The sequence below is a fragment of the Aeromonas dhakensis genome (assembly GCF_002285935.1).
Classification (GTDB): Bacteria; Pseudomonadota; Gammaproteobacteria; order Enterobacterales; family Aeromonadaceae; genus Aeromonas; species Aeromonas dhakensis.
On record NZ_CP023141.1, the window covers coordinates 74,881 to 93,766 of the forward strand.

The 18,886-nt window shown below is 58.6% G+C and carries 25 protein-coding genes; 14 read left to right on the forward strand and 11 right to left on the reverse strand.

Going from position 1 to position 18,886, the window contains the following annotated elements; genetic code table 11:
• Positions 1 to 18: 18 nt before the first annotated feature.
• From deoC to CK627_RS00455, 4 genes are all read right to left on the reverse strand, one after another.
• Positions 19 to 792 carry a deoxyribose-phosphate aldolase gene (gene deoC, locus CK627_RS00440; RefSeq protein WP_042007893.1) on the reverse strand — a complete coding sequence of 258 codons (774 nt, stop codon included), beginning with the start codon at positions 790 to 792 and terminating at the stop codon, positions 19 to 21.
• Positions 793 to 1,182: 390 nt separating this feature from the next.
• Positions 1,183 to 1,353, reverse strand: coding sequence for a XapX domain-containing protein (locus CK627_RS00445; protein WP_005305103.1), 171 nt, complete (start codon positions 1,351 to 1,353; stop codon positions 1,183 to 1,185).
• 125 nt (positions 1,354 to 1,478) lie between these two features.
• On the reverse strand, positions 1,479 to 2,753 hold the full coding sequence (locus tag CK627_RS00450) for a NupC/NupG family nucleoside CNT transporter (RefSeq protein WP_005305106.1): 1,275 nt from the start codon (positions 2,751 to 2,753) through the stop codon (positions 1,479 to 1,481).
• 213 nt (positions 2,754 to 2,966) lie between these two features.
• Complete coding sequence (locus CK627_RS00455) at positions 2,967 to 3,755, reverse strand: TatD family hydrolase (protein ID WP_017781074.1); 789 nt, start codon at positions 3,753 to 3,755, stop codon at positions 2,967 to 2,969.
• 38 nt (positions 3,756 to 3,793) lie between these two features.
• Here CK627_RS00455 and tppF point away from each other — a divergent pair, with 38 nt between their 5' ends.
• On the forward strand, positions 3,794 to 4,411 hold the full coding sequence (gene tppF, locus CK627_RS00460; protein ID WP_005305113.1) for a type IVa pilus pseudopilin TppF: 618 nt from the start codon (positions 3,794 to 3,796) through the stop codon (positions 4,409 to 4,411).
• On the opposite strand, the gene CK627_RS00465 is transcribed toward tppF, so the two are convergent.
• The 7 genes from CK627_RS00465 to CK627_RS00495 all read right to left on the reverse strand — a co-directional run bounded on the left by CK627_RS00465 (position 4,380) and on the right by CK627_RS00495 (position 12,095).
• The gene (locus CK627_RS00465; RefSeq protein ID WP_005305116.1) at positions 4,380 to 4,562 is read right to left on the reverse strand and encodes a DUF5363 family protein; all 183 of its coding nucleotides are present in this window, start codon (positions 4,560 to 4,562) and stop codon (positions 4,380 to 4,382) included. The two genes, tppF and CK627_RS00465, sit on opposite strands and share 32 nt — an antisense overlap.
• Before the next feature lie 82 nt (positions 4,563 to 4,644).
• Complete coding sequence (locus CK627_RS00470; RefSeq protein WP_174704189.1) at positions 4,645 to 5,154, reverse strand: GNAT family N-acetyltransferase; 510 nt, start codon at positions 5,152 to 5,154, stop codon at positions 4,645 to 4,647.
• 172 nt (positions 5,155 to 5,326) lie between these two features.
• A complete protein-coding gene (rlmD, locus tag CK627_RS00475) occupies positions 5,327 to 6,679 on the reverse strand; it encodes a 23S rRNA (uracil(1939)-C(5))-methyltransferase RlmD (protein WP_095591440.1) in 1,353 nt (450 codons plus the stop codon).
• A 325-nt stretch (positions 6,680 to 7,004) separates the two neighbouring features.
• On the reverse strand, positions 7,005 to 8,414 hold the full coding sequence (gene amt, locus CK627_RS00480; RefSeq protein WP_010636134.1) for an ammonium transporter: 1,410 nt from the start codon (positions 8,412 to 8,414) through the stop codon (positions 7,005 to 7,007).
• Between the two features lie 580 nt (positions 8,415 to 8,994).
• A complete protein-coding gene (locus CK627_RS00485) occupies positions 8,995 to 10,059 on the reverse strand; it encodes a site-specific integrase (RefSeq protein WP_095591441.1) in 1,065 nt (354 codons plus the stop codon).
• Complete coding sequence (locus CK627_RS00490; protein WP_157737145.1) at positions 10,056 to 11,159, reverse strand: acyltransferase family protein; 1,104 nt, start codon at positions 11,157 to 11,159, stop codon at positions 10,056 to 10,058. Before CK627_RS00490 ends, CK627_RS00485 begins: the two co-directional genes overlap by 4 nt.
• Before the next feature lie 219 nt (positions 11,160 to 11,378).
• Positions 11,379 to 12,095 carry a LexA family transcriptional regulator gene (locus CK627_RS00495; RefSeq protein ID WP_039040888.1) on the reverse strand — a complete coding sequence of 239 codons (717 nt, stop codon included), beginning with the start codon at positions 12,093 to 12,095 and terminating at the stop codon, positions 11,379 to 11,381.
• Positions 12,096 to 12,242: 147 nt separating this feature from the next.
• On the opposite strand from CK627_RS00495, the gene CK627_RS00500 reads away from it, so the two are divergent.
• The 13 genes from CK627_RS00500 (at position 12,243) to CK627_RS00560 (ending at position 18,439) form a co-directional block, all read left to right on the forward strand.
• A complete protein-coding gene (locus CK627_RS00500; RefSeq protein WP_015985385.1) occupies positions 12,243 to 12,458 on the forward strand; it encodes a hypothetical protein in 216 nt (71 codons plus the stop codon).
• A gap of 29 nt (positions 12,459 to 12,487) precedes the next feature.
• Positions 12,488 to 12,997 carry a phage regulatory CII family protein gene (locus CK627_RS00505; protein ID WP_095593432.1) on the forward strand — a complete coding sequence of 170 codons (510 nt, stop codon included), beginning with the start codon at positions 12,488 to 12,490 and terminating at the stop codon, positions 12,995 to 12,997.
• A gap of 10 nt (positions 12,998 to 13,007) precedes the next feature.
• Complete coding sequence (locus tag CK627_RS00510; protein WP_095591443.1) at positions 13,008 to 13,466, forward strand: hypothetical protein; 459 nt, start codon at positions 13,008 to 13,010, stop codon at positions 13,464 to 13,466.
• Between the two features lie 68 nt (positions 13,467 to 13,534).
• A complete protein-coding gene (locus tag CK627_RS22440; protein WP_157737146.1) occupies positions 13,535 to 13,711 on the forward strand; it encodes a hypothetical protein in 177 nt (58 codons plus the stop codon).
• Positions 13,712 to 13,713: 2 nt separating this feature from the next.
• Positions 13,714 to 13,887, forward strand: a complete 174-nt coding sequence (locus CK627_RS00515; RefSeq protein ID WP_217349754.1) for a hypothetical protein — start codon at positions 13,714 to 13,716, stop codon at positions 13,885 to 13,887.
• Positions 13,884 to 14,075: a hypothetical protein gene (locus CK627_RS00520; RefSeq protein WP_095591445.1), complete on the forward strand. Its 192-nt coding sequence runs from the start codon at positions 13,884 to 13,886 to the stop codon at positions 14,073 to 14,075. The genes CK627_RS00515 and CK627_RS00520 overlap by 4 nt, the downstream gene beginning before the upstream one ends.
• Entirely contained in the window at positions 14,072 to 14,281 is a 210-nt protein-coding gene (locus CK627_RS00525) for a hypothetical protein (protein WP_039040893.1), read from the forward strand. Before CK627_RS00520 ends, CK627_RS00525 begins: the two co-directional genes overlap by 4 nt.
• Positions 14,278 to 14,814, forward strand: coding sequence for a class I SAM-dependent methyltransferase (locus CK627_RS00530; protein WP_095591446.1), 537 nt, complete (start codon positions 14,278 to 14,280; stop codon positions 14,812 to 14,814). The genes CK627_RS00525 and CK627_RS00530 overlap by 4 nt, the downstream gene beginning before the upstream one ends.
• A complete protein-coding gene (locus tag CK627_RS00535) occupies positions 14,811 to 15,068 on the forward strand; it encodes a hypothetical protein (protein WP_095591447.1) in 258 nt (85 codons plus the stop codon). Before CK627_RS00530 ends, CK627_RS00535 begins: the two co-directional genes overlap by 4 nt.
• Positions 15,065 to 17,395: a replication endonuclease gene (locus CK627_RS22445; protein WP_174704166.1), complete on the forward strand. Its 2,331-nt coding sequence runs from the start codon at positions 15,065 to 15,067 to the stop codon at positions 17,393 to 17,395. Before CK627_RS00535 ends, CK627_RS22445 begins: the two co-directional genes overlap by 4 nt.
• A complete protein-coding gene (locus tag CK627_RS00550) occupies positions 17,392 to 17,889 on the forward strand; it encodes a hypothetical protein (protein ID WP_095591449.1) in 498 nt (165 codons plus the stop codon). Before CK627_RS22445 ends, CK627_RS00550 begins: the two co-directional genes overlap by 4 nt.
• Complete coding sequence (locus tag CK627_RS00555; RefSeq protein WP_095591450.1) at positions 17,886 to 18,110, forward strand: hypothetical protein; 225 nt, start codon at positions 17,886 to 17,888, stop codon at positions 18,108 to 18,110. The genes CK627_RS00550 and CK627_RS00555 overlap by 4 nt, the downstream gene beginning before the upstream one ends.
• Positions 18,107 to 18,439: a hypothetical protein gene (locus tag CK627_RS00560; protein WP_095591451.1), complete on the forward strand. Its 333-nt coding sequence runs from the start codon at positions 18,107 to 18,109 to the stop codon at positions 18,437 to 18,439. The genes CK627_RS00555 and CK627_RS00560 overlap by 4 nt, the downstream gene beginning before the upstream one ends.
• Positions 18,440 to 18,886: the final 447 nt, after the last annotated feature.

Sequence of the window (18,886 nt, forward strand, 5' to 3'; positions counted from 1 at the left end):
CGCCCTCTCATCAACCTATTAGTAACCGCTGGTGTTGGCCGGCTTGTCGCCATGCCCCAGCGTGGCCAGCAGGCTGGCCAGCAGGCTGGATGCACCAAAGCGGAAGGTGCGGGCGGATACCCAGTCCTTGCCCAGGATATCTTCGGCCATGGCCAGGTACTGGCCCGCCACGGCGGCGTCTTTCACGCCACCGGCCGGCTTGAAGCCCACTTTCGGGTTCTTGGCCTTGATCACTTCCATCATGATGCGGGCAGCGATCGGGGTCGCATTGACCGGCACCTTGCCGGTGGAGGTCTTGATGAAGTCGGCACCGGCGTCGATGGAGATTTCAGAGGCGCGACGGATCAGCGCTTCCTCTTTCAGCTCGCCGGTCTCGATGATCACTTTCAGCAGAACGTTGGCGCCACAGGCTTCCTTACAAGCTTTGACCAGATCGAAGCCGACCTGTTCATTGCCGGCCATGAAGGCGCGGTACGGGAACACCACGTCCACTTCGTCGGCACCGTAGGCCACGGCGGCGCGGGTTTCGGCCACGGCGATCTCGATGTCGTCGTTGCCGTGCGGGAAGTTGGTCACGGTCGCAATACGCACGTCGGCAGCGCCGATCTCACGCAGAGTCTTGCGAGCGATGGGGATGAAACGGGGGTAGATGCAGACGGCGGCGGTCAGGCCGGCCGGAGACTTGGCCTTGCGGCACAGGTCGATCACCTTCTGATCGGTGTCGTCATCGTTCAGGGTGGTCAGGTCCATCAGATTTAGGGCGCGCTGGGCGGCCAGTTTCAGATCAGTCATTCTGTTCTCCAAAGTCTCGATGTAGTCCGAATTCCAGGGCATGGTGCTGCCTGTCGCAACGCAACCGGCAAGACGCGACTCCCGGAAAAACGGGAATGGAATTGCAGCGCAACTGCACGGGCAATAGGCTGCAAATAAGGCAAGAGCCCTGTCACTTTCTTACAAAAGTGCGGACTTGGTTCCATGAAGACTTGAGAAAGGCAGACAAGGTCTGACCCGACTTCCCAATCAATTCCATTTGACCGCCAACACCCGATTTCATCGGGCATTAGTCAATGCCAGCACCCTGCTGGCAATGCCTATTTCAGCCGAGATACCCCTTGTTTGCAAGCCGGATTTGCCATTTTCAGAGGTACCTCACATCTGGCAAATCCGGTACTGGAAAGTGCGTTAAGAGAAGAAACGGGTAAGTATCCAGGAGTATGCCAGGCCCCCCAGGTAGACTCCAACGATCCCCATCACCCCGGACAGTACGGGCGGGGCCGGGATCGGCAATTTGAGGAAAGAAAACAACAAGCCAACGATAAAGCCGGCTGCCATCGCCAGTAGCACTTCATTCATATAACCTCCGATTTGACTCATTTTATTATTAGTTTAGAAAGGAAAACGGTTGTCACCGCTCCATACACGAACGCCACGGCAGATGCCGTGGCGTTCGTGGTTATACCCTGTCAGTCAGGCTGATATTACATGCCGGACAGCGCCAGGAAGAAGCCTGCGATGGTCGCAGACATCAGGTTGGACAGAGAGCCGGCCAGTACGGCTTTCAGACCAAATTTCGCAATGGTGCCGCGACGGTTCGGTGCCATGGAGCCCAGACCACCCAGCAGGATGGCAACGGAGGACAGGTTGGCGAAACCGCACAGGGCGAAGGAGATGATGGCCTTGGTGTGGTCAGACATGGCCACGCCATTGATCAGCACTTCATCCTTCAGGTACGGGGCGAAGTTCAGGTAGGCCACGAACTCGTTGACCACCAGCTTCTGGCCGATGAAGGAACCGGCAACGACGGCTTCACTCCAGGGCACACCGATCAGGAAGGCCAGCGGGGAGAAGATCCAGCCCAGCAGCAGTTCCAGGGAGAGCTGCGGATAACCGAACCAGCCACCCACACCGGAGAAGATGCCGTTGATCATGGCGATCAGACCGATGAAGGCCAGCAGCATGGCGCCGACGTTCAGGGCCAGTTGCAGACCGGCAGAGGCACCGGCGGCGGCGGCATCGATCACGTTGGCAGGCTTGTCTTCCAGATCGCCATCGGCATTGCTCTCATCGTAGCTCGGGGTCTCGGTTTCCGGCACCAGCAGCTTGGCGAACAGCAGACCACCCGGGGCTGCCATGAAGGAGGCGGCAATCAGGTATTCCATCTTGACGCCCATGGAGGCGTAACCGGCCAGTACGGAGCCGGCGACGGAAGCCAAGCCACCACACATGACGGCGAACAGCTCGGAGTCGGTCATCTTGGAGATGAAGGGACGCACAACCAGCGGCGCTTCAGTCTGGCCCACGAAGATGTTGGCAGTGGCGGAGAGGGATTCGGTACGGGACGTGCCCAGTACTTTCTGCAGGCCACCACCCAGCAGTTTGATGACCCACTGCATGATGCCCAGGTAATAGAGAACGGCGATCAGGGAGGAGAAGAAGATGATGACCGGCAGTACGCGGAAGGCGAAGATGAAGCCGCCACCACCGAACACTTCGAACATCTTGTTGCTGACCAGACCACCGAACAGGAATTCGATGCCGTTCTGGCCATAACCGATGACGCTGGAAACAGCATCGGATACACCTACCAGGATGTCACGACCAACCGGGACGTACAGCACGAAGGCACCCAGGCCAGCTTGGATTGCAAAGGCACCGGCAACGGTGCGCACTCTTATTGCTTTGCGATTGCTGGAGAACAGCACCGCGATAAGGACGAGCGTTGCCATCCCTACCAGACCCATTATTAGATTCATTATTTACACTTCCTCTTTAGTAGCACCTTCCAGCTTGTTAACAACTTGTATCTCAAAGCCATCAATCAAGGGTGCGCATTATACTAATTACGGTGCGACAAAGTAGAACGCTGGTCACATTTTATAAGCATGAAATGCGCTAGAGGTCGTCAAATTAGACCGCAAACGATTTTTACTCCCCCCATTTTTTATCATGTCGCTAGCAACAGTTAATCAGGTGTTAATTTTCGACTTGCCCAACTGGAAGGTATGCAGAGTGGATTCATGTAACACCGAGGCAACATGTGCCAGCGGTTGCTGCCGCAAATCGGCCAGCAGTTGCGCAATGATTGGCAGATTGGCGGGGGTGTTGGGCGCCCCTTGCTGACCCTGCAGCGGCATGTCGGGGGCGTCCGTTTCCAGCAGCAGGGCCTCCAGCGGCATGTCGCGCACCGCCTCCCGGGTCTTGTTGGCCCGCTCAAAGCTGATGACCCCGCCGATGCCGAGCCGAAATCCCAATTGCCAGAACGCTTCTGCCTGCTGCAGGGAGCCGCTGAAGGCGTGGATGACGCCCCCGCAGGCAGGGCGCAGACGTCTGAGGATCTTGGCCACCGTGTCGTTGGCACGCACCGAATGGACAATAAGGGGCAACTCATGCTCCTTGGCCAGTTCGACCTGGGCCTCGAACATCTCGAGCTGTCCCTCCTGCGGCACGTGGGAGCGCAGATCCAGCCCGCATTCGCCCACCGCCACCAACCCGCGGGGGCGCTCCGCCAGCCGTTGCTGCAACCGGGTCAGCACCGCCGGCGTCTGACCGCCCACATACCAGGGGTGCACGCCAAGGGCATAGGAGATGCCGTCATGTTCTGCCGCCAGCGCCATCACCCGGCCCCAGTTTTCCTCTCCCACCGCGGGAATGATATACTCGCCCACCCCCAGCTGACGGCACTCGGCCAGCAGCGCCGCCCGATCGGAATCGAAGACCGGAAAATCGAGATGGCAATGGGTGTCGATCAATTGCATGTCACTCACCTGTTTGTCGTAATTAATGGGTCCATATCATGATGAAACGCACAAGCCACGGCTTTACCCTGATAGAACTGGTGCTGGTCATCATAGTGCTGGGGATCCTGGCCGTGACCGCCCTTCCCCGCTTCATCAATCTCAAGGATGACGCATTAAAGAGCACGGTCGCGGCAACGGCGGCCAGCTTTGCCAGCGCAGTCCAGCTGGCTCATGCCGGCTGGGCGGTCAAGGCGCAGGATCAGGCGCTCTACAATCTCGGCAGCATGGGGCAACGCAATCTCGACATCAACCGCTATGGCTGGCCCGCCGGCACGGACGAAGATCAGGGGCGCAAGGGGATCGACGAACCCTATGTCGCAGGTCAGGGCGACTACATCTCGGTGAGCAACCAGTCAGACTGCCGTCTGCTGTTTCAGGGGCTGCTGGACAGCAGCTACACCGTCGCCTCGGTCGATCAGGATCCCGATCAGCAACTCAACGCCGACTACCTGTCCAGCGAGCTGACCGCCAACCAGATAGATGAAGAGGGAGAACCGCACAGCAACTGCCGCTACACCCTGCGCGACTCCATCGGCCGCTTCCCCGCCTATCCCGACGGTCTCTCCTTCGACTACAACAGCGTCACTGGTGCCGTGACCCGCAATTTCCAGTGAGCGGCTCCGACTCGGCTTGCGGCTCTGCCTGCGGCGCCTCATCCTGTTCCCGGCGCACCGGCACGCAGCAGCGCCGGTTCTCCGGCGTGAGCCCCCACTCCTCGCACCAGCCATCGTAGCGAGCCAGCCAGCGTAACAAGATACCTTTCATCCGCGCGTTCCCCTCTTCATCAAGTCGACGGTTGCTCCGTCATATCCCCGCTCGCCGCCAGGAGCAAACCGGGCCCGCCGCATCATGGCGCCCCGGGTGACAGCAGCAACCCCATGCTGATCTCGTCCACGTAGCCATCGTCCAGCCGATAGGCCTGTCGCCGCAACCCCTCGTCCCGGAAGCCGCACTTGCGATAGAGGGCGTGCGCCACCTCGTTGTGGGCCATCACCCCCAGCTCCAGCCGCTGGATCCCTAGCTCGCCGGCGCCAGCGATCAGAGTACGCAGTAACCGCTCACCCCATCCCAACCCGCGTGCACTCGACCGCAGCCCCATCACCACCAGGGCGCAGTGGCGGTTGCGCGCCAGGCCACCGCCGATGAGCACGGCAAAGCCCTGCACCTCCCCAGCCAGCACCAGCAGCCACATGGCCTGATTGGGGGCAGCCACCATGGCCTCGAGCCGCTGGCGCTGCCCCTCGATGTCCGAGGGGCGCTCCCCCGCCTCATACAGCATGAAGCGGGTCTCCCTGTCCAGTTGCCCAAAGAAGTGATCCAGCGCCGCCGCATCCTCCACACTCGCCAAACGAATCATCACCCTCGCTCTCCCTGCCTGGTGGTTGCGCCGATCCACGGCCATAAAAAAACGACTCCATTTGGAGTCGTTTTTATCAGAGCCATCTGGCTAATTCAATTCACGCCTGGGTGGGCAGGCCTAGACGAGCAACCGCTTCGACGTCCATGGCGCGAGTGGGGACCAGCGACGATCAGGCCTTGGCAGGCAAGCTCAGGCGGGCGACAGCCTCGACGTGCATCGAGTGCGGGAACATGTCCACCGGCTGCACCTCGTCCAGCACGAATCCCTGCTTGACCAGCCAGGCGAGATCCCGGGCCAGGGTCTGCGGGTTGCAGGAGACATAGACCAGCCGGCGCGGCGCCATGGCCACCAGGGTCTGCAATACCGCCTTGTCGCAGCCCTTGCGCGGCGGATCCATCACCACCACATCGGCGCTCACCCCTTCGGCGTGCAGGGCTGGCATCAGCTGCTCCGCCTTGCCGACGTGGAACTCGGTCTGCTCGATGCCGTTGAGAGCCGCATTGCGACGTGCGTCGCTGATGGCGCTCTCCACCGACTCGATCCCCACCACCTTGGCGGCCTTGCCCGCCAGGAACAGGGAGATGGTGCCGATACCGCAATAGATGTCGAACACCGTCTCGTTGCCGGTCAGCTCGCAATACTCCAGCGCTTTGGAGTAGAGCACGTCGGTCTGGCTCGGGTTGTTCTGGAAGAAGGAGAGCGGCGAGATCTCGAATTCGAGCTCGTGGATCTTGTCGCGGATCACCCCGCTGCCCAGCAGCACCCGGTTGTTGTCACCCAGAATGCGATTGGTACGCGCCTCGTTGATGTTCTGCACAAGAGTCGTGACCGGCAGATCCTGCAGGGCGGCCAGCAGCTCGGCTTCGAACGGCAGCTCCTCACCCAGAGTCACCAGCACCACCATCAGCTCGCCGCTCTTGAAGCCCTTGCGGGTCATCAGGTTGCGCACGCAGCCGGTGTGGGCCACTTCGTCATAAGCCGCGATGTCGTACTCGCGCATCCAGTTGCGTACCCGGGCGTTAAGCTCCACGTGCAGAGAATCTTGCACCGCGCAGTCATCGGCGGTGATGAGATCGTGGGAGTGCTTGCGGTAAAAACCGATCTCGGCGCCGGCCTCGCAGCCACGCACCGCGTACTGCGCCTTGTTGCGATAGGCGAACGGGGTCTCCATGCCGAGGATGGGATTGACCACGGCCTCACCCAGCCCGACCTGCTCCAGGGCGCTCTGCACCAGACTCTGCTTGAGCTTGAGCTGGGCCGGATAGGCCAGCGGGCGCACCTGGCAGCCGCCGCACTCTGTGTTGGGGCAGAAGTCGGCAACCCGGTCGGCGGAGGGCTGGAGCAGCTCGGCCACCTTGCCGTGCAGGTAGTTGGGCTTCACCTCGGTCAGCTCGACCAACGCCTGCTCACCCGGCAGCAGACCTTCGACAAACAGGGGGCGGTCGAACAGGCGTCCTTTGCCATCTCCTTTGTCGGTCAGTTCCAGGATCTCGATCTGGTGTTGATGTCCCACTAGCGGCATGAGCGGCTCCAAAAGTACATATATAAGAGGGTGATGAGCCGGCCCGGCCGACCCATCAAGAAAAGGTGGCAGAGTTTAGCGGAGATCCGTCCAAATTGCAGGCATAAAACAGCAACAAGACAGAGGACATTGCCGCTGCCCGCCTTGTCTGCCGAAAAATGCTATCGCCGGCGGCGATCTCGGGGATGCGCTCTATCGGGGGTGATGGCGCCAGAGGCGAGCCGCCCCACCACAGGCTCGGGCATCAGAGTTGGCCCCCGGCAAACGGACATAAAAAAACCGCCGGCATGGCCGGCGGCAATCTTGTTGAACAACAGATGGCGGATTACAGGCTGTAGGCCTTCTCGCCGTGGGTGGTGACGTCCAGCCCTTCCCGCTCAGCGTCTTCTTTCACCCGCAAGCCGATCAGCATATCCACCAGCTTGTAGGCCACCACCGAGATGATGCCGGACCAGAGGATGGTCACCCCCACCCCGATGGCCTGGATCTTGACCTGATCCAGGATGGAGTAGCCCTCCGCCACTTGGTTGGTGACATAGTCCCACACCCCGGTGCCGCCCAGATCCGGGCTGGCGAACACCCCGGTCAGCAGGGCGCCGAGGATGCCGCACACCCCGTGCACACCGAACACGTCCAGACTGTCATCGGCACCCAGCAGCCGCTTGAGACCGTGAACCCCCCACAACCCCGCGACACCGCTGATGAGGCCCATCACCAGACCACCACCGACACCGACGAAACCGGCCGCCGGGGTGATCACCACCAGCCCGGAGACGGCGCCGGAAGCCGCGCCCAGCAGCGAAGGACGGCCTTTCATCACCCACTCGGCCAAGGTCCAGGAGAGGGCCGCCGCCGCCGGCGCCACCCAGGTATTGATGAAGGCCAGTGCCGCCGTGCCGTTGGCTTCCAGCGCGGAGCCGGCGTTGAAACCGAACCAGCCGAACCAGAGCAGAGAGGCCCCGATCATGGTCATGGTGAGGCTGTGCGGGGTCATGGGGTCACGACCATAGCCCAGGCGCTTGCCCACCAGATAGGCGCCGACCAGACCGGCCACCGCCGCATTGATGTGCACCACTGTGCCGCCGGCAAAATCCAGCGCGCCGTGCTGGAACAGATAACCTGCCGTCGCCGTGGCCGCTGCCGCGGCATCGGCCGTGGTATAGGCATCCGGACCCGCCCAGTACCACACCATGTGAGCCAGCGGAATATAGGCGAAGGTGAACCAGATCACCGAGAACAGCAGCACGGCAGCAAACTTGATGCGCTCGGCAAAGGCCCCCACGATCAGGCCACAGGTGATGGCGGCAAAGGCCCCCTGGAACACCACATAGATGAACTCGCTGATCCCGACTCCCTTGCTGAAGGTGGCGGCGATGGAGTCGGGGGTCACCCCCTTGAGCAGCGCCTTGCTGAAGGAGCCATAGACGCTGTTGCCTTCGGTAAAGGCCAGCGAATAACCGTAGATCACCCACAGCACGCAGATGAGCGAGAACAGGGTGAATACCTGCATCAGCACGCTCAGCATGTTCTTGGTGCGCACCAGACCGCCATAAAACAGGGCCAGGCCCGGAATGGACATCAGGATCACCAGGGCTGCCGACAGCAGCATCCAGGTATTGTCCCCCTTGTTGATGGTCACCACCGCAGATGCGGTCACCACCTCTTCGGCCCAGCTGGGGGCGGCCAGCAGGGCAATCAGCGCCAACAGGCCAGTCATCACGAGTCTCTTGAGCATACAGCCATCTCCTTCCCTGTCGTCCCGGCTCCAGACCGGGTCCATTTCCTGATATGAACATCGACACCGATGATTCACGTACATTTCCATTCGGTACACACTGGTTGCCGCTCCCGGTCAGATTCCCTCTATGGAGCGGCATCATGGCGACATAACTGCTTAAAAGCACAAAGTGGGCCAACTTAATAAGTTATTTAAAATCATAATGTTATTCTTATGACAGAGAGAGGGCGCACCAGATTGGCGCATGGGACGCGCTAACATGAGCGAATGCGCACTTCTGCTGTGCAGGCAGAGCAAGCCGCACCGAAATGGAGCAAGGCGGGACATGGGATGACCACAGAGGTGCACCCGGCTTGCCGATATCAGCCGGAGAACAGAAGCGTGACAAGGAAGGGGAAAGGCGGAAAAACAAAAGGCCATCATTGCTGATGGCCTTTTGTCATGAATTTGATGGTGCCCGGGGTCGGACTCGAACCGACACGGTTATTCACCGGCGGATTTTGAAACCGATGGACATCCTTAAAAATCAATAAGTTACTGATTTACAAGGGCTGAAAAAAATCAATATCGCGCTTTGTCACTCAATATAGAGCGGCTCAATGGACTGTTTATGGACATCTTTCAGGGCCGTGATGGGGTTTAACCGCACAGCATCTTCCAGGTGATCGGGGGCAAAGTGGGCATAGCGCATCGTCATTTTGATATCGGTGTGGCCAAGGATGCGCTGCAGTACCAGGATGTTGCCACCGTTCATCATGAAGTGACTGGCAAAGGTGTGGCGCAGAACGTGGGTGCTCTGCCCTGCTGGCAATTTGATATGTGCCCGCCTGATGGCTTTCTCGAACTCGGCATAGCAATCGCTGAACAGGCGGCCGGTACGCTTGGGCAACATGGCCAACAGCCAGGGCGCCACTGGCACCGTCCGGTTTCTCTTGCCCTTTGTCTTGGTGAAGGTGATCCGGCCCATGCCGATCTGGGAACGGCTGACCTTTTCGATCTCAGACCAGCGTGCCCCAGTCGAAAGGCAGAGCATCACAATCAGCCACAGATCCCGCGGCTCCTTGCAGACGTCCAGCAGTTGCTCGATCTCATCCTGTGAAAGATAGGCCAGCTCAGATTCCTGCACCTTGTACTGCCGCAGATCGGCCAACGGGTTGCCGCCGTTCCACACCCCAAGGCGGGCCAGCTCATTGAACACCGCCTGCAGATAGAGCTGCTCGCGGTTGATGGTGGTCGGCGTTACCTGCCGGCGCTGCCCTGGAACATAGAGATCCCCGGCCAGACGCCGCTCGCGGTATGCCGAGAAGTGTTCAGAGGTGAACTCGCTGGCAACCGGGTTTTCCAACGCCTCACACAACCACACCAATTTGTCCCTCCGCCGTTCACCATCGGCCAACGTCTGCCCATGCCTCCCAAACCAGAGATGAACCAAATCCAGCAACCGCTGGCCGCTATGCTCTGGCTCCTGCTCGGGTTCAGTCTCTTTCAGCCAGGGCTTGTTGGTCAGCTGGTGCCGTTCCCACGCCAGCGCCTCCCCTTTTGTTACGAAGCGCTTGCGTAACCTGGGCCCACTGACCCCGTCGGGACGAATATCGGCAAGCCACAGCTTGGTCTTACCGTCGTTGAGCTTACGAACGGTCATGCTCTACTCATTCGGAAAATCTTGTTAGTTAATGCTTTTGTTGCGGAATCGATAGCCTTAACAGGCTTAGTTAGGAAATAGGAGAAAACATTTATCCATATATTTCTCATCCTCCTTTCAACAATCAGATTCATAAGATATGCCATAGTAATGACGAACATCATCACCAATGAGCAAACTAAAGCATAGTTATCTTCATTCGCGTAACGTGACATTAACATATAGCCGATATGTGCATGTATCAGATAAATGGGATATGTAAGCGCCCCCATCAGATATGATTTCGGGATTGTTAATTTTCTCAGTGAGGTTATACCTTGTAAGAAAAACAATACAAAATAAATTGCTATGATTGAGCAGATAACAATGGAGTTATAATTTATTGTAGTCTTAGCTGCTAAACCAGTTGTTATAAACAATGTATGTTTCATACATGGATACATAGAAAGCGCTATTAATATCAAAACGCCTTTTGATTTTGTTGAACTGTAAATTGATAGCAATGCACCAGCTATGAAATATGCAAAATACCCACCAAGGAATGATGGCGCGTTCAATCCAAAATATGCAAACACATCAATGAGCAGGGCCCATGCCAAAATGAATCTTTCTATTGTGAATATGTTAGAGAAAAGCAACGCTGCAAAAACAATAGCATAGAATTTAATTTCATATACCAAGGTCCAGTAAACGCCATCAACATGCTCAACCCCAATAAATGACTGAAGCATGGAAAGGTTAATGATAACCGTTTTTAGATCTACCCCCATCATCTCGCCCCCCAGAACTGAAGCGAAACATGACGTTAGGATTAATCCAGCCCAGTATGCTGGGTAAAGCCTAGTTGCTCTGGACTTTGCGAAAGCTAGAGGGCTACCTTTCTTTGCAGATATTAAAATTACATACCCGCTAATCATGAAGAACAGCTCAACGCCAAGGAACCCGTACTTAGTCACACCAGAGATTGTGGGCAACTGAGTAATTGATGAAATTTTACCGTTGAGTATTCCATTGAATGTATAATGGTAAAAAACCACCATTATTGCAGCTATAAAGCGGGATAAATCAAGAATCTGTAACCTACTTTCATTTTTATTCATCATTTAATACCATTCAATTCCTTGCCTATATGATAGGCGTTCTATAATTAAGTTCGCATGATATCGCAACATCGGCATTATCAGTCGAGATAGCGGTCAGTCCCCAGCAGAGCACAAATGCTTTGAAGCGGGACTCTTGTCCAATCAAGGCAGGCTTCATTGCCGCACCGATGCTGCCAACTGCACACAAGGCAGCTACCAACGCCAATATCGTCCCCATCAGAATTTCTTACCGGCCCAGACCACCCGACCGACCAGATCCAGCTCGGCCAGTTCGGCTTTGCTCAGGTCACGGGATTTATACAGGGGGTTGTCGGAGATGATGCGCACCCCGCCCAGGTCGAACTGCAGGCGCTTGACGAACAGCCCGCCATCGAGGCGCAGCACATAGAGGCCATCGCGCGGGGCTTCCCCGTTCTTCAACCGCACCAGGATCACATCTCCATCATTGATGGTCGGCTCCATCGAGTCGCCTTTGGCCCGAATGACAGCCATCTTGGCCGGGTCAAACCCTTCACGACGCAGCCAGTCGGTACGGAACGCCATCTGCTCGGCCATCGCCTCATCCGTGATCTGTGAACCATGTCCGGCGCTGGCCTCAACCTGATAGGCGGGGATCGTGGTGAACTCGTCGGTTACATGAAAGCCTTGCAGATCAGAGGCTGGCGAAGTAGGCAGATTTGTTCGAGCACTGCTACCTGCATCACCGATACCAAACACCAACCAGTCAAAGGTGACACCTCCTGCTCGCGCCAAGTTTAAAGCTCGATCAATAGGAGGAATGGTTCCCTCATATAGATAGCGCTTTAGGCCGCTATCGCTCATGTCTGCTCGTCGAGCAAAAGCGCGAAGTGGTTCGTTGCCTATCACCTTATTAAGTCGTTCTGAGAAGGATGACTGATCAAAATCAACCTTTAAAGCTTTCTCCGTAGTCATAAAGCACCTTATAGAACTTTATTGGACGATTAATGCTCCTTCGACTTGACCAAGTAACTTTTTAGATCAACAATTCGCTTTGTGAGATTGAATTGAAGCTTTAGAGCTATATCGAGCCGTATCGAGCAACGTTTAAGGGGATCTATCATGTCAGAGATTGCACTCAAGATCGACACACCAGTCAAAACCATCGAGCGCTATAGCGCCGATACCGGCATACCTGTTGGCACAGTCAAGAAGATGATCTCCAGTGGTGAGCTGCAGATCATGCCAAAACCAGGCCCCAAGCATCGCGTCCTGATCAACATGGTCGCGCTGTACCACAAAGCCGCCGCAGCAGCCTACCTCTCTGCAACCTCCTGATCACTATGGCACTCATTGGAGCGAGAACCATGTTTATCAGTGGCGACTGCAAACACCCGCACTTCGAATCTGCATGCAGCAGATTTAAATCCAACCACGTGATCAGCCAGATCGCCCCGTCCGCTGGTATCGACGCCCAGGTGCTGAGGAACAAACTCAGCCCTGACCAGCCGCACCAGCTGACAGTGGCCGATCTTATCGCGCTCTACCACGCCACCGAAGGGGACGAGACCCTGTTCGACGGCATGCTGATGGAATGCGGGCTGACCGCCATCGCTATCCCCAGCGCAGACAGAGCGCCATCCATCCCCCACCAGGCGATCCGCCTCAACGCTGACGTTGCCAGTATCGGCATGCGAGCCGTGGAGCTGGCCGAACGGGGGCGGGTCACCCGCACAGAACGCAACACCATCGTCAGCGTGGCGACCTCTGCCATGGGGTCGCTGGCCCTGTTGATTCACGACGTCGAGTCTCGCTTTCAGGCGGTGCCGGCTGTCGCCTGCGCATCAGACATCCTGATGCAAACCATGACCATGTAAGGGGTAACCCATGCAACAGACACCCATCAACCACGAAGAACGCAACCTCGCGGGCCTGACTCCGCTGGAACAGGTGGCCATGAACACCGCCGGCTGCCAGATCCTGCGGGAGTTGTTCGGCAAAACGCGCTCCAGTCTGGACACCGACTGGCTGGCCCTGAGTCAGGCCAAGAAAGCAGCCATCTGCGCCATCGCCCGCCAGCCACGGGGAGAGCTGATGACGGCCACCCTGTCCGCCCTGCCCCATGCCCAGCGTGAGGCGGTCAGGATGGCGGTGATCGCGCTGGAGTACCAGGGGGAGTTTCGCGGCGGCTGTGACACCAAGGTGTGGCACCCGGCGCCAGTGACCAGACCTATCGGGGATATCGAGAGAGAGAAGAAGGAACGCGCCGCCAAGCTGCGCATGAAGCGCGCCGTCATGGCCGCCAACCAGATAACACAAAGCGGCCCGCGAGCAATCGGGCAATAAAAAACCCCGCAAAGGTGGTGGAACACCGCGGGGCTTTCATCAGTCACTTATCGACTAGGAAAATCGACATGCCAACTCTAGCCATTCTCGACACTGTGCGCAACCTGCGCCTGCAAAACCGCAAGCTGGCCCGCCTGGGTCAACGCTACAACTCCAGCCCTGACCTGATCCATGCAGTAGAACGCCCGGCCGCCATGGCCTGGCGTGCGGTCTGGTCATGCGTCAACAGCCGTGGAGGGATCTGATCATGGCCGCCGTTATCACTCGTCACACCGAACCGACCATCAAGGCCGCCAGCGCCTATCTGGTCAGCCGCGGTTACATCAACTGCGGCACCACCTGGCTGCGCGGACAGAACGGGTATGCCCGCATGGAGCGCCTGACCTCTGGCTCGATTCGCATCATCGAGGGGGTGGCATGAAAAAGCTGTTCCACCCCATCTCCTGGCAGGCAGCCCTGGCCGACTTGGCCGATCTGCCGCACCGCATCAGGGCGAAGACCTACACCACCAGACGCGGACCAGAGGGCCGTAATCTGCGCGAGCAGGCCCGCCAGCAACTGCGCTGGCACCAGCTATTCCACACCATGAACCGGAGGGCCCAGGCATGAGCATCGACGCCATTCATATCGCCAAGCGGGCAGAGCGGGCCGTGCTGCCGCTGCTGACCGAACTGCTGGCCACTGGCGAGCAGGAAAACCGCATCGCCCTGGGCGAGCTCTACTCCGGGGATGAGTACATCCAGGTGCAGTTGGTCGTGACCAGCCGCCCCGCGGATCTGCTCGATGACGACTCCGTGATGGGGGATGAGGCATGAGCAGCACGACCGGCAACACCATCGAGCGCGAGCTCTACCCAACACCTATCAGCGCAGTTGCCGCACTGATGCGCCACATTCAGTTCCGCCAGAGCGACACCTTTATGGAACCCTGCCGCGCTGAGGGGAACATCTATGATGCCGTCCCACTGCCAGATGGTCAGAAGGAGTGGGCCGAGATCCGCCATGGCCGTGACTACCTGGACTGGGACTTTGGCCGCCAGTTCGACGTCATCATCACCAACCCGCCGTTTTCCCTCACTGAGGAATTCATGAGAAAGAGTCTGTCCGAACTAGCACCGGACGGGACGCTCATCTACCTGCAACGGGTGAACTTCCTCGGCAGCAAGCGGCGGGTGCCGTTCTGGGCTGAAATCGGATTCCCGAACAAGACCCCGATCCTGGTTCCACGCCCCCGGTTCGTGGGCGGCGGTTCCGACTCCTGCGAATACTGCTGGTTTATCTGGGACAGAGGGAACCGTGTTGCCCTGCCGGATGGTCTGAGCCACCTGGTTGTAGAGGAGGCAGCATGAGCCACCGCCTGATCGCAGACCTGCAAACCCGTGTGGATAGATGGTTCGTCACAATGATGAGCGACGAGGCCCGCCTGCGCAGCTACCAGCGCGACCTGCTGGCCATGCGCCAGCTATCCCCTCGCCCACGCTGCACGGTCTCCCTGACCCTGCGCCAGTGTGTCGCTGCCAGAAAGATGGTGCGCCATGCCCGCCGTGCGCTGGCCTCCTGCCGAAACAACATCAAAGCGCTGTCGGGGACCCATCACCAATGACCAACCAACAGAAAACAGGGCCAGCCGCCGAGGCTGGCCATCTTGGTTTTGCCATCAGCCGCCTGCCGACGCCAAAACGGAACCAGCTACCGCTGTCGAAAAAGACCCTCAAGGCCCGCATCGACGCCCTCGCCAACACCATGCCGGGCACCAAGCTCGAAGCCGCCTTTGTGGGCGCCCCTGGTGAATTCGATCTGGTCTGGGCGGTGCAACTGCTCGATGGCCTCTCCATGCAGTTCACCCAGGTGCTGTTCAAGCAGTACGTGCGCCGCCGCAAAGATGGCACCACCCGCAACTGCCGCAGTGCCAACATCTGGCTGCGGGAACGGGTGAAGTGGGTCCGCTCCCTAGTGATGGCCCTGCCGGTCGATGCCCAGCACCTGCGCGACGACGACGGCCGCAAGCGGGTGGCCCACCAGTTCGCCAACCAGACCGCCGCTATCTGGAAGAACATCGAGCAGAACGCCGCCGCCGGTGAACTGGATCTGATGGAGACATGGGAAGCCATCAAGCAGCCTGCCGACCAGTGGGGCTTTATCGGCAAGATGCCGGACTTCAAAACCAGGGCGGCGCGGGATAACTGGATCCTGAGCGTCATGGTGCGCCTGCTATCCGCCAAGTGGTGGGAAAGGCGCATCAACCGCTGCTGGGATCGGCTGCAAGAGCACATCGCCATCCTGCTGGGCAAGGTACGCAAGGGCGTCTCTGCCTACGTCTCGAACGCCACCATGAAGGTGGTGCGCGAGCGCAAGCGGGCCATGATGCGCTGGCTGGCCGAGTCGGAGGTGATGAACGAGCCGCACGACCTGGTTGTCTCGATGAAGGACTGCTGGGAAGCGAGCAATGCCAACCCGGTCAACCGCCGCGCCGAGATGATGACCCGCATGCGCGGCTTTGAAGACTACGCCGAGGAGCAGGGCCATGTGGGGGTGTTCTTCACCTGGACAGCCCCGAGCCGCTTCCATGCCTGGAAGACGGGCCGCAACGGCAAGACAATCGAAAATGACAAGTACCAGGGCGCTACCCCGCGCGACACCTGCGCCTATCTGGGCCAGCTATGGAGCCGGGCCCGTTCATACCTGAAGCGCTGGGGCATGCCTATCTATGGCTTCCGGGTTTGTGAGCCGCACCACGATGGTACGCCGCACTGGCACATGCTGCTGTTTATGCGCAAATGCGACCGAAATGGGGTCATCGATACCCTGCAGCGTTATGCCCTGACTGATGATCGGCAGGAGCTGGAACGCAACAACCTGGGCATTCCCTTCACCGACTTTACCCCGCGCTTCGACTGGAAGGAGATCGACCCGTCCAAAGGGGACGCCACCGGCTACATCGCCGCCTATATCGCCAAGAACATCGATGGCGAGCATGTGGATGGTGATGACGAAGCGGGCACCCAGGCAGACCAGGGGGCCCAGCATGCCTGCGCCTGGGCCAGTTGGTGGGGGATCCGCACCTTCCAGCAGATCGGCGGCGCCCCGGTCGGGGTGTGGCGCGAGCTGCGCCGCATCAGCAACGCCAAGAAGAACGGCGATCTGGTGGGGCCACCCAAGCCGGTATTGCAAGACCCGCGCTTTGAGGCGGCCCGTTTCGCAGCCGATCACGGCATCTTCCGCTGCTACCTGGAAGCCATGGGCGGCGCGACAGCCCCCCGTGCAGCTCACCCCATCAAGCTGGCCCACCTCATCGAGGAGCAGGCCAACGCTTACGGCGAAGACATCAAGCGACTGATGGGGCTGCACTCCGCTCGCCTGGGGGTGCGCACTCGCCTTATGGGGTGGGAAGTGGTGCCAGCAGGCACCTACGAGGCCACCAAGGCCGCCAGGGGTTCGTCTTGGGGGGTTGGGGTTAAGACGGGCGACAGCCCGGCACCTTGGAGCTCTGACAATAACTGTACGCAGCCGGATCCTGAGGCGTTCGCGGATCAGTTGATGGCAGAGCAATGGGGTTTATCTCCCTTCTCTATCGGGCGTTTGCGGGCAGGTGCCAGCGTCAGCACGGACGGCTACACCCTCCGGCTGGAGAACGGCCAGGTGCAGTCGAGCCGGGCAATCCCGAGCGAGCCGGATTGGCAGCCAGAAGGCCAGGTGCCAGCCGAACAGGGCCAGCCGGATGAGTACGCGCTGCCGGAAGGCGATGAGGACTGGCCGATGCTGGTTGAGCTATGCGGCAAGGTCTACCAGGCACAAGGACATGCCGGGGCATTCCGCTGGATCGAGATGCTACCGGAGCCATACCAATCACACATGTGGGCCGAGCTGGAGAAGCTGGACACCCCGGAGTGGCTGCAAGAACAGAACGACTACTGCGAGGAGTGGGCATGAACAACACACAGACCGTCAGCCGCGAAGAGTACCGCCGCCTGGATAATCGGGTGACCTGCATCCTGCAGCAGCGCTGGCCAGCCAATGAGATCAGCCAGTGGGTGGGGATGCTCAAGGGAAAACAGCAGTTCGTGGCCTGCGCCATCCTGCGCCGCCGCCACCCTCGCCCAGCGCAGCTGGCCCTGCCAGCAATCGCCACCGAGGTGCCGGCACCGTATCAAACCAGAACCAACCGCCCCACCGTGCCGGTGCTGACAACAGATGGTCGCTCTGTTGGCCGCCGCCATATCGTGGACGGGCTCACCCCCGTGGCCATCGACCAGAGCGGCACCATCCGCTGCGCCGTCACCGGCCGCACCCTCTTTATCGCACCGGGCAGCGCCACCGACCGCGCCAACCCGGGGGCCGCCGCACAGCTCAACCCAACATACCAGCCAGCCCTGCACCAGGTAGTGGCTGACCACCGTCAAATCGAGACAGGAGCTCAATCATGAGAGACCCCCGCAAACATCCGGTACCGGGTGATGTGATCACCCGCTTCGGTAGTACCAGGGAAGTGACAGCCATCAAGCAGAACGACCGCGGCACTGTGACCCATGTGCTGTACGAACACCCTGGTCAGACGCATCTCGAGCAGGCGAAGGAGGCAACTATCTCCAGCTGGCGGGCATGGGCCAAGGAGGATGCCATGGTGGTAAGAGAGGGCGCAGCATGAACCCCGCCACCAAACGCAAGCAGGAACAGCGGGCCAGGCGGGCCGCCCTCGGTATCAAGCGGGTGGAAGTGGCGCTCTCAGAACGGGAGCGCCAGCAGTTGGAGACGCTGCGCATCGCCCGGGCTGGCAGCGGTGAGCCCTACTCCGCCGACGAGTACATCAGCACCCTGATCCGGCGAGACTGGGAACGCTGGCTGGTGCAGGAAGCCGAGCTGAAACAGCAGATCTGCCCGAACTGCGACTGCGCATTGCCAGAAGGGTGCAGCGGAACCTTCAAGGGCGAGGGAGCCTGTTGGCTTACCCTGGGTGAACAAGCCATTGCACTATAAAGACCGGCCCCTGCAATGGGGGCGGTCATTAATAAACTGAGGTCAATATTTGAATAAACTCAAGTTTATAATAACGCCTAAAGCAGTCTCAAATGGACCCACTCAATCATATTTTGAAATTTCACATTCAATATTTTGAACATTTTAAGTGAATCAAAATTGCATTATTGACTCACGGAAACACTATTTATTGAATCAAAGCTGCAATATTGACACACAGGGGGCCTCTATCGAAACCAATAAGAAAAAATCCTTTATGAACAGAGTGATACAAAATTGGTATCTTACTGATACCCATTGGGTATCTTCCTGATATCTCTTTGATACCTCCCTGATATCTCCATCTAGACACACCGTAATGCTTATTTTGATGATATAAGCAAACGATAGTAAAAATATTTTTCTCGGCGGGTTGATCTCTATATGGCATACACCATACTATCCCGC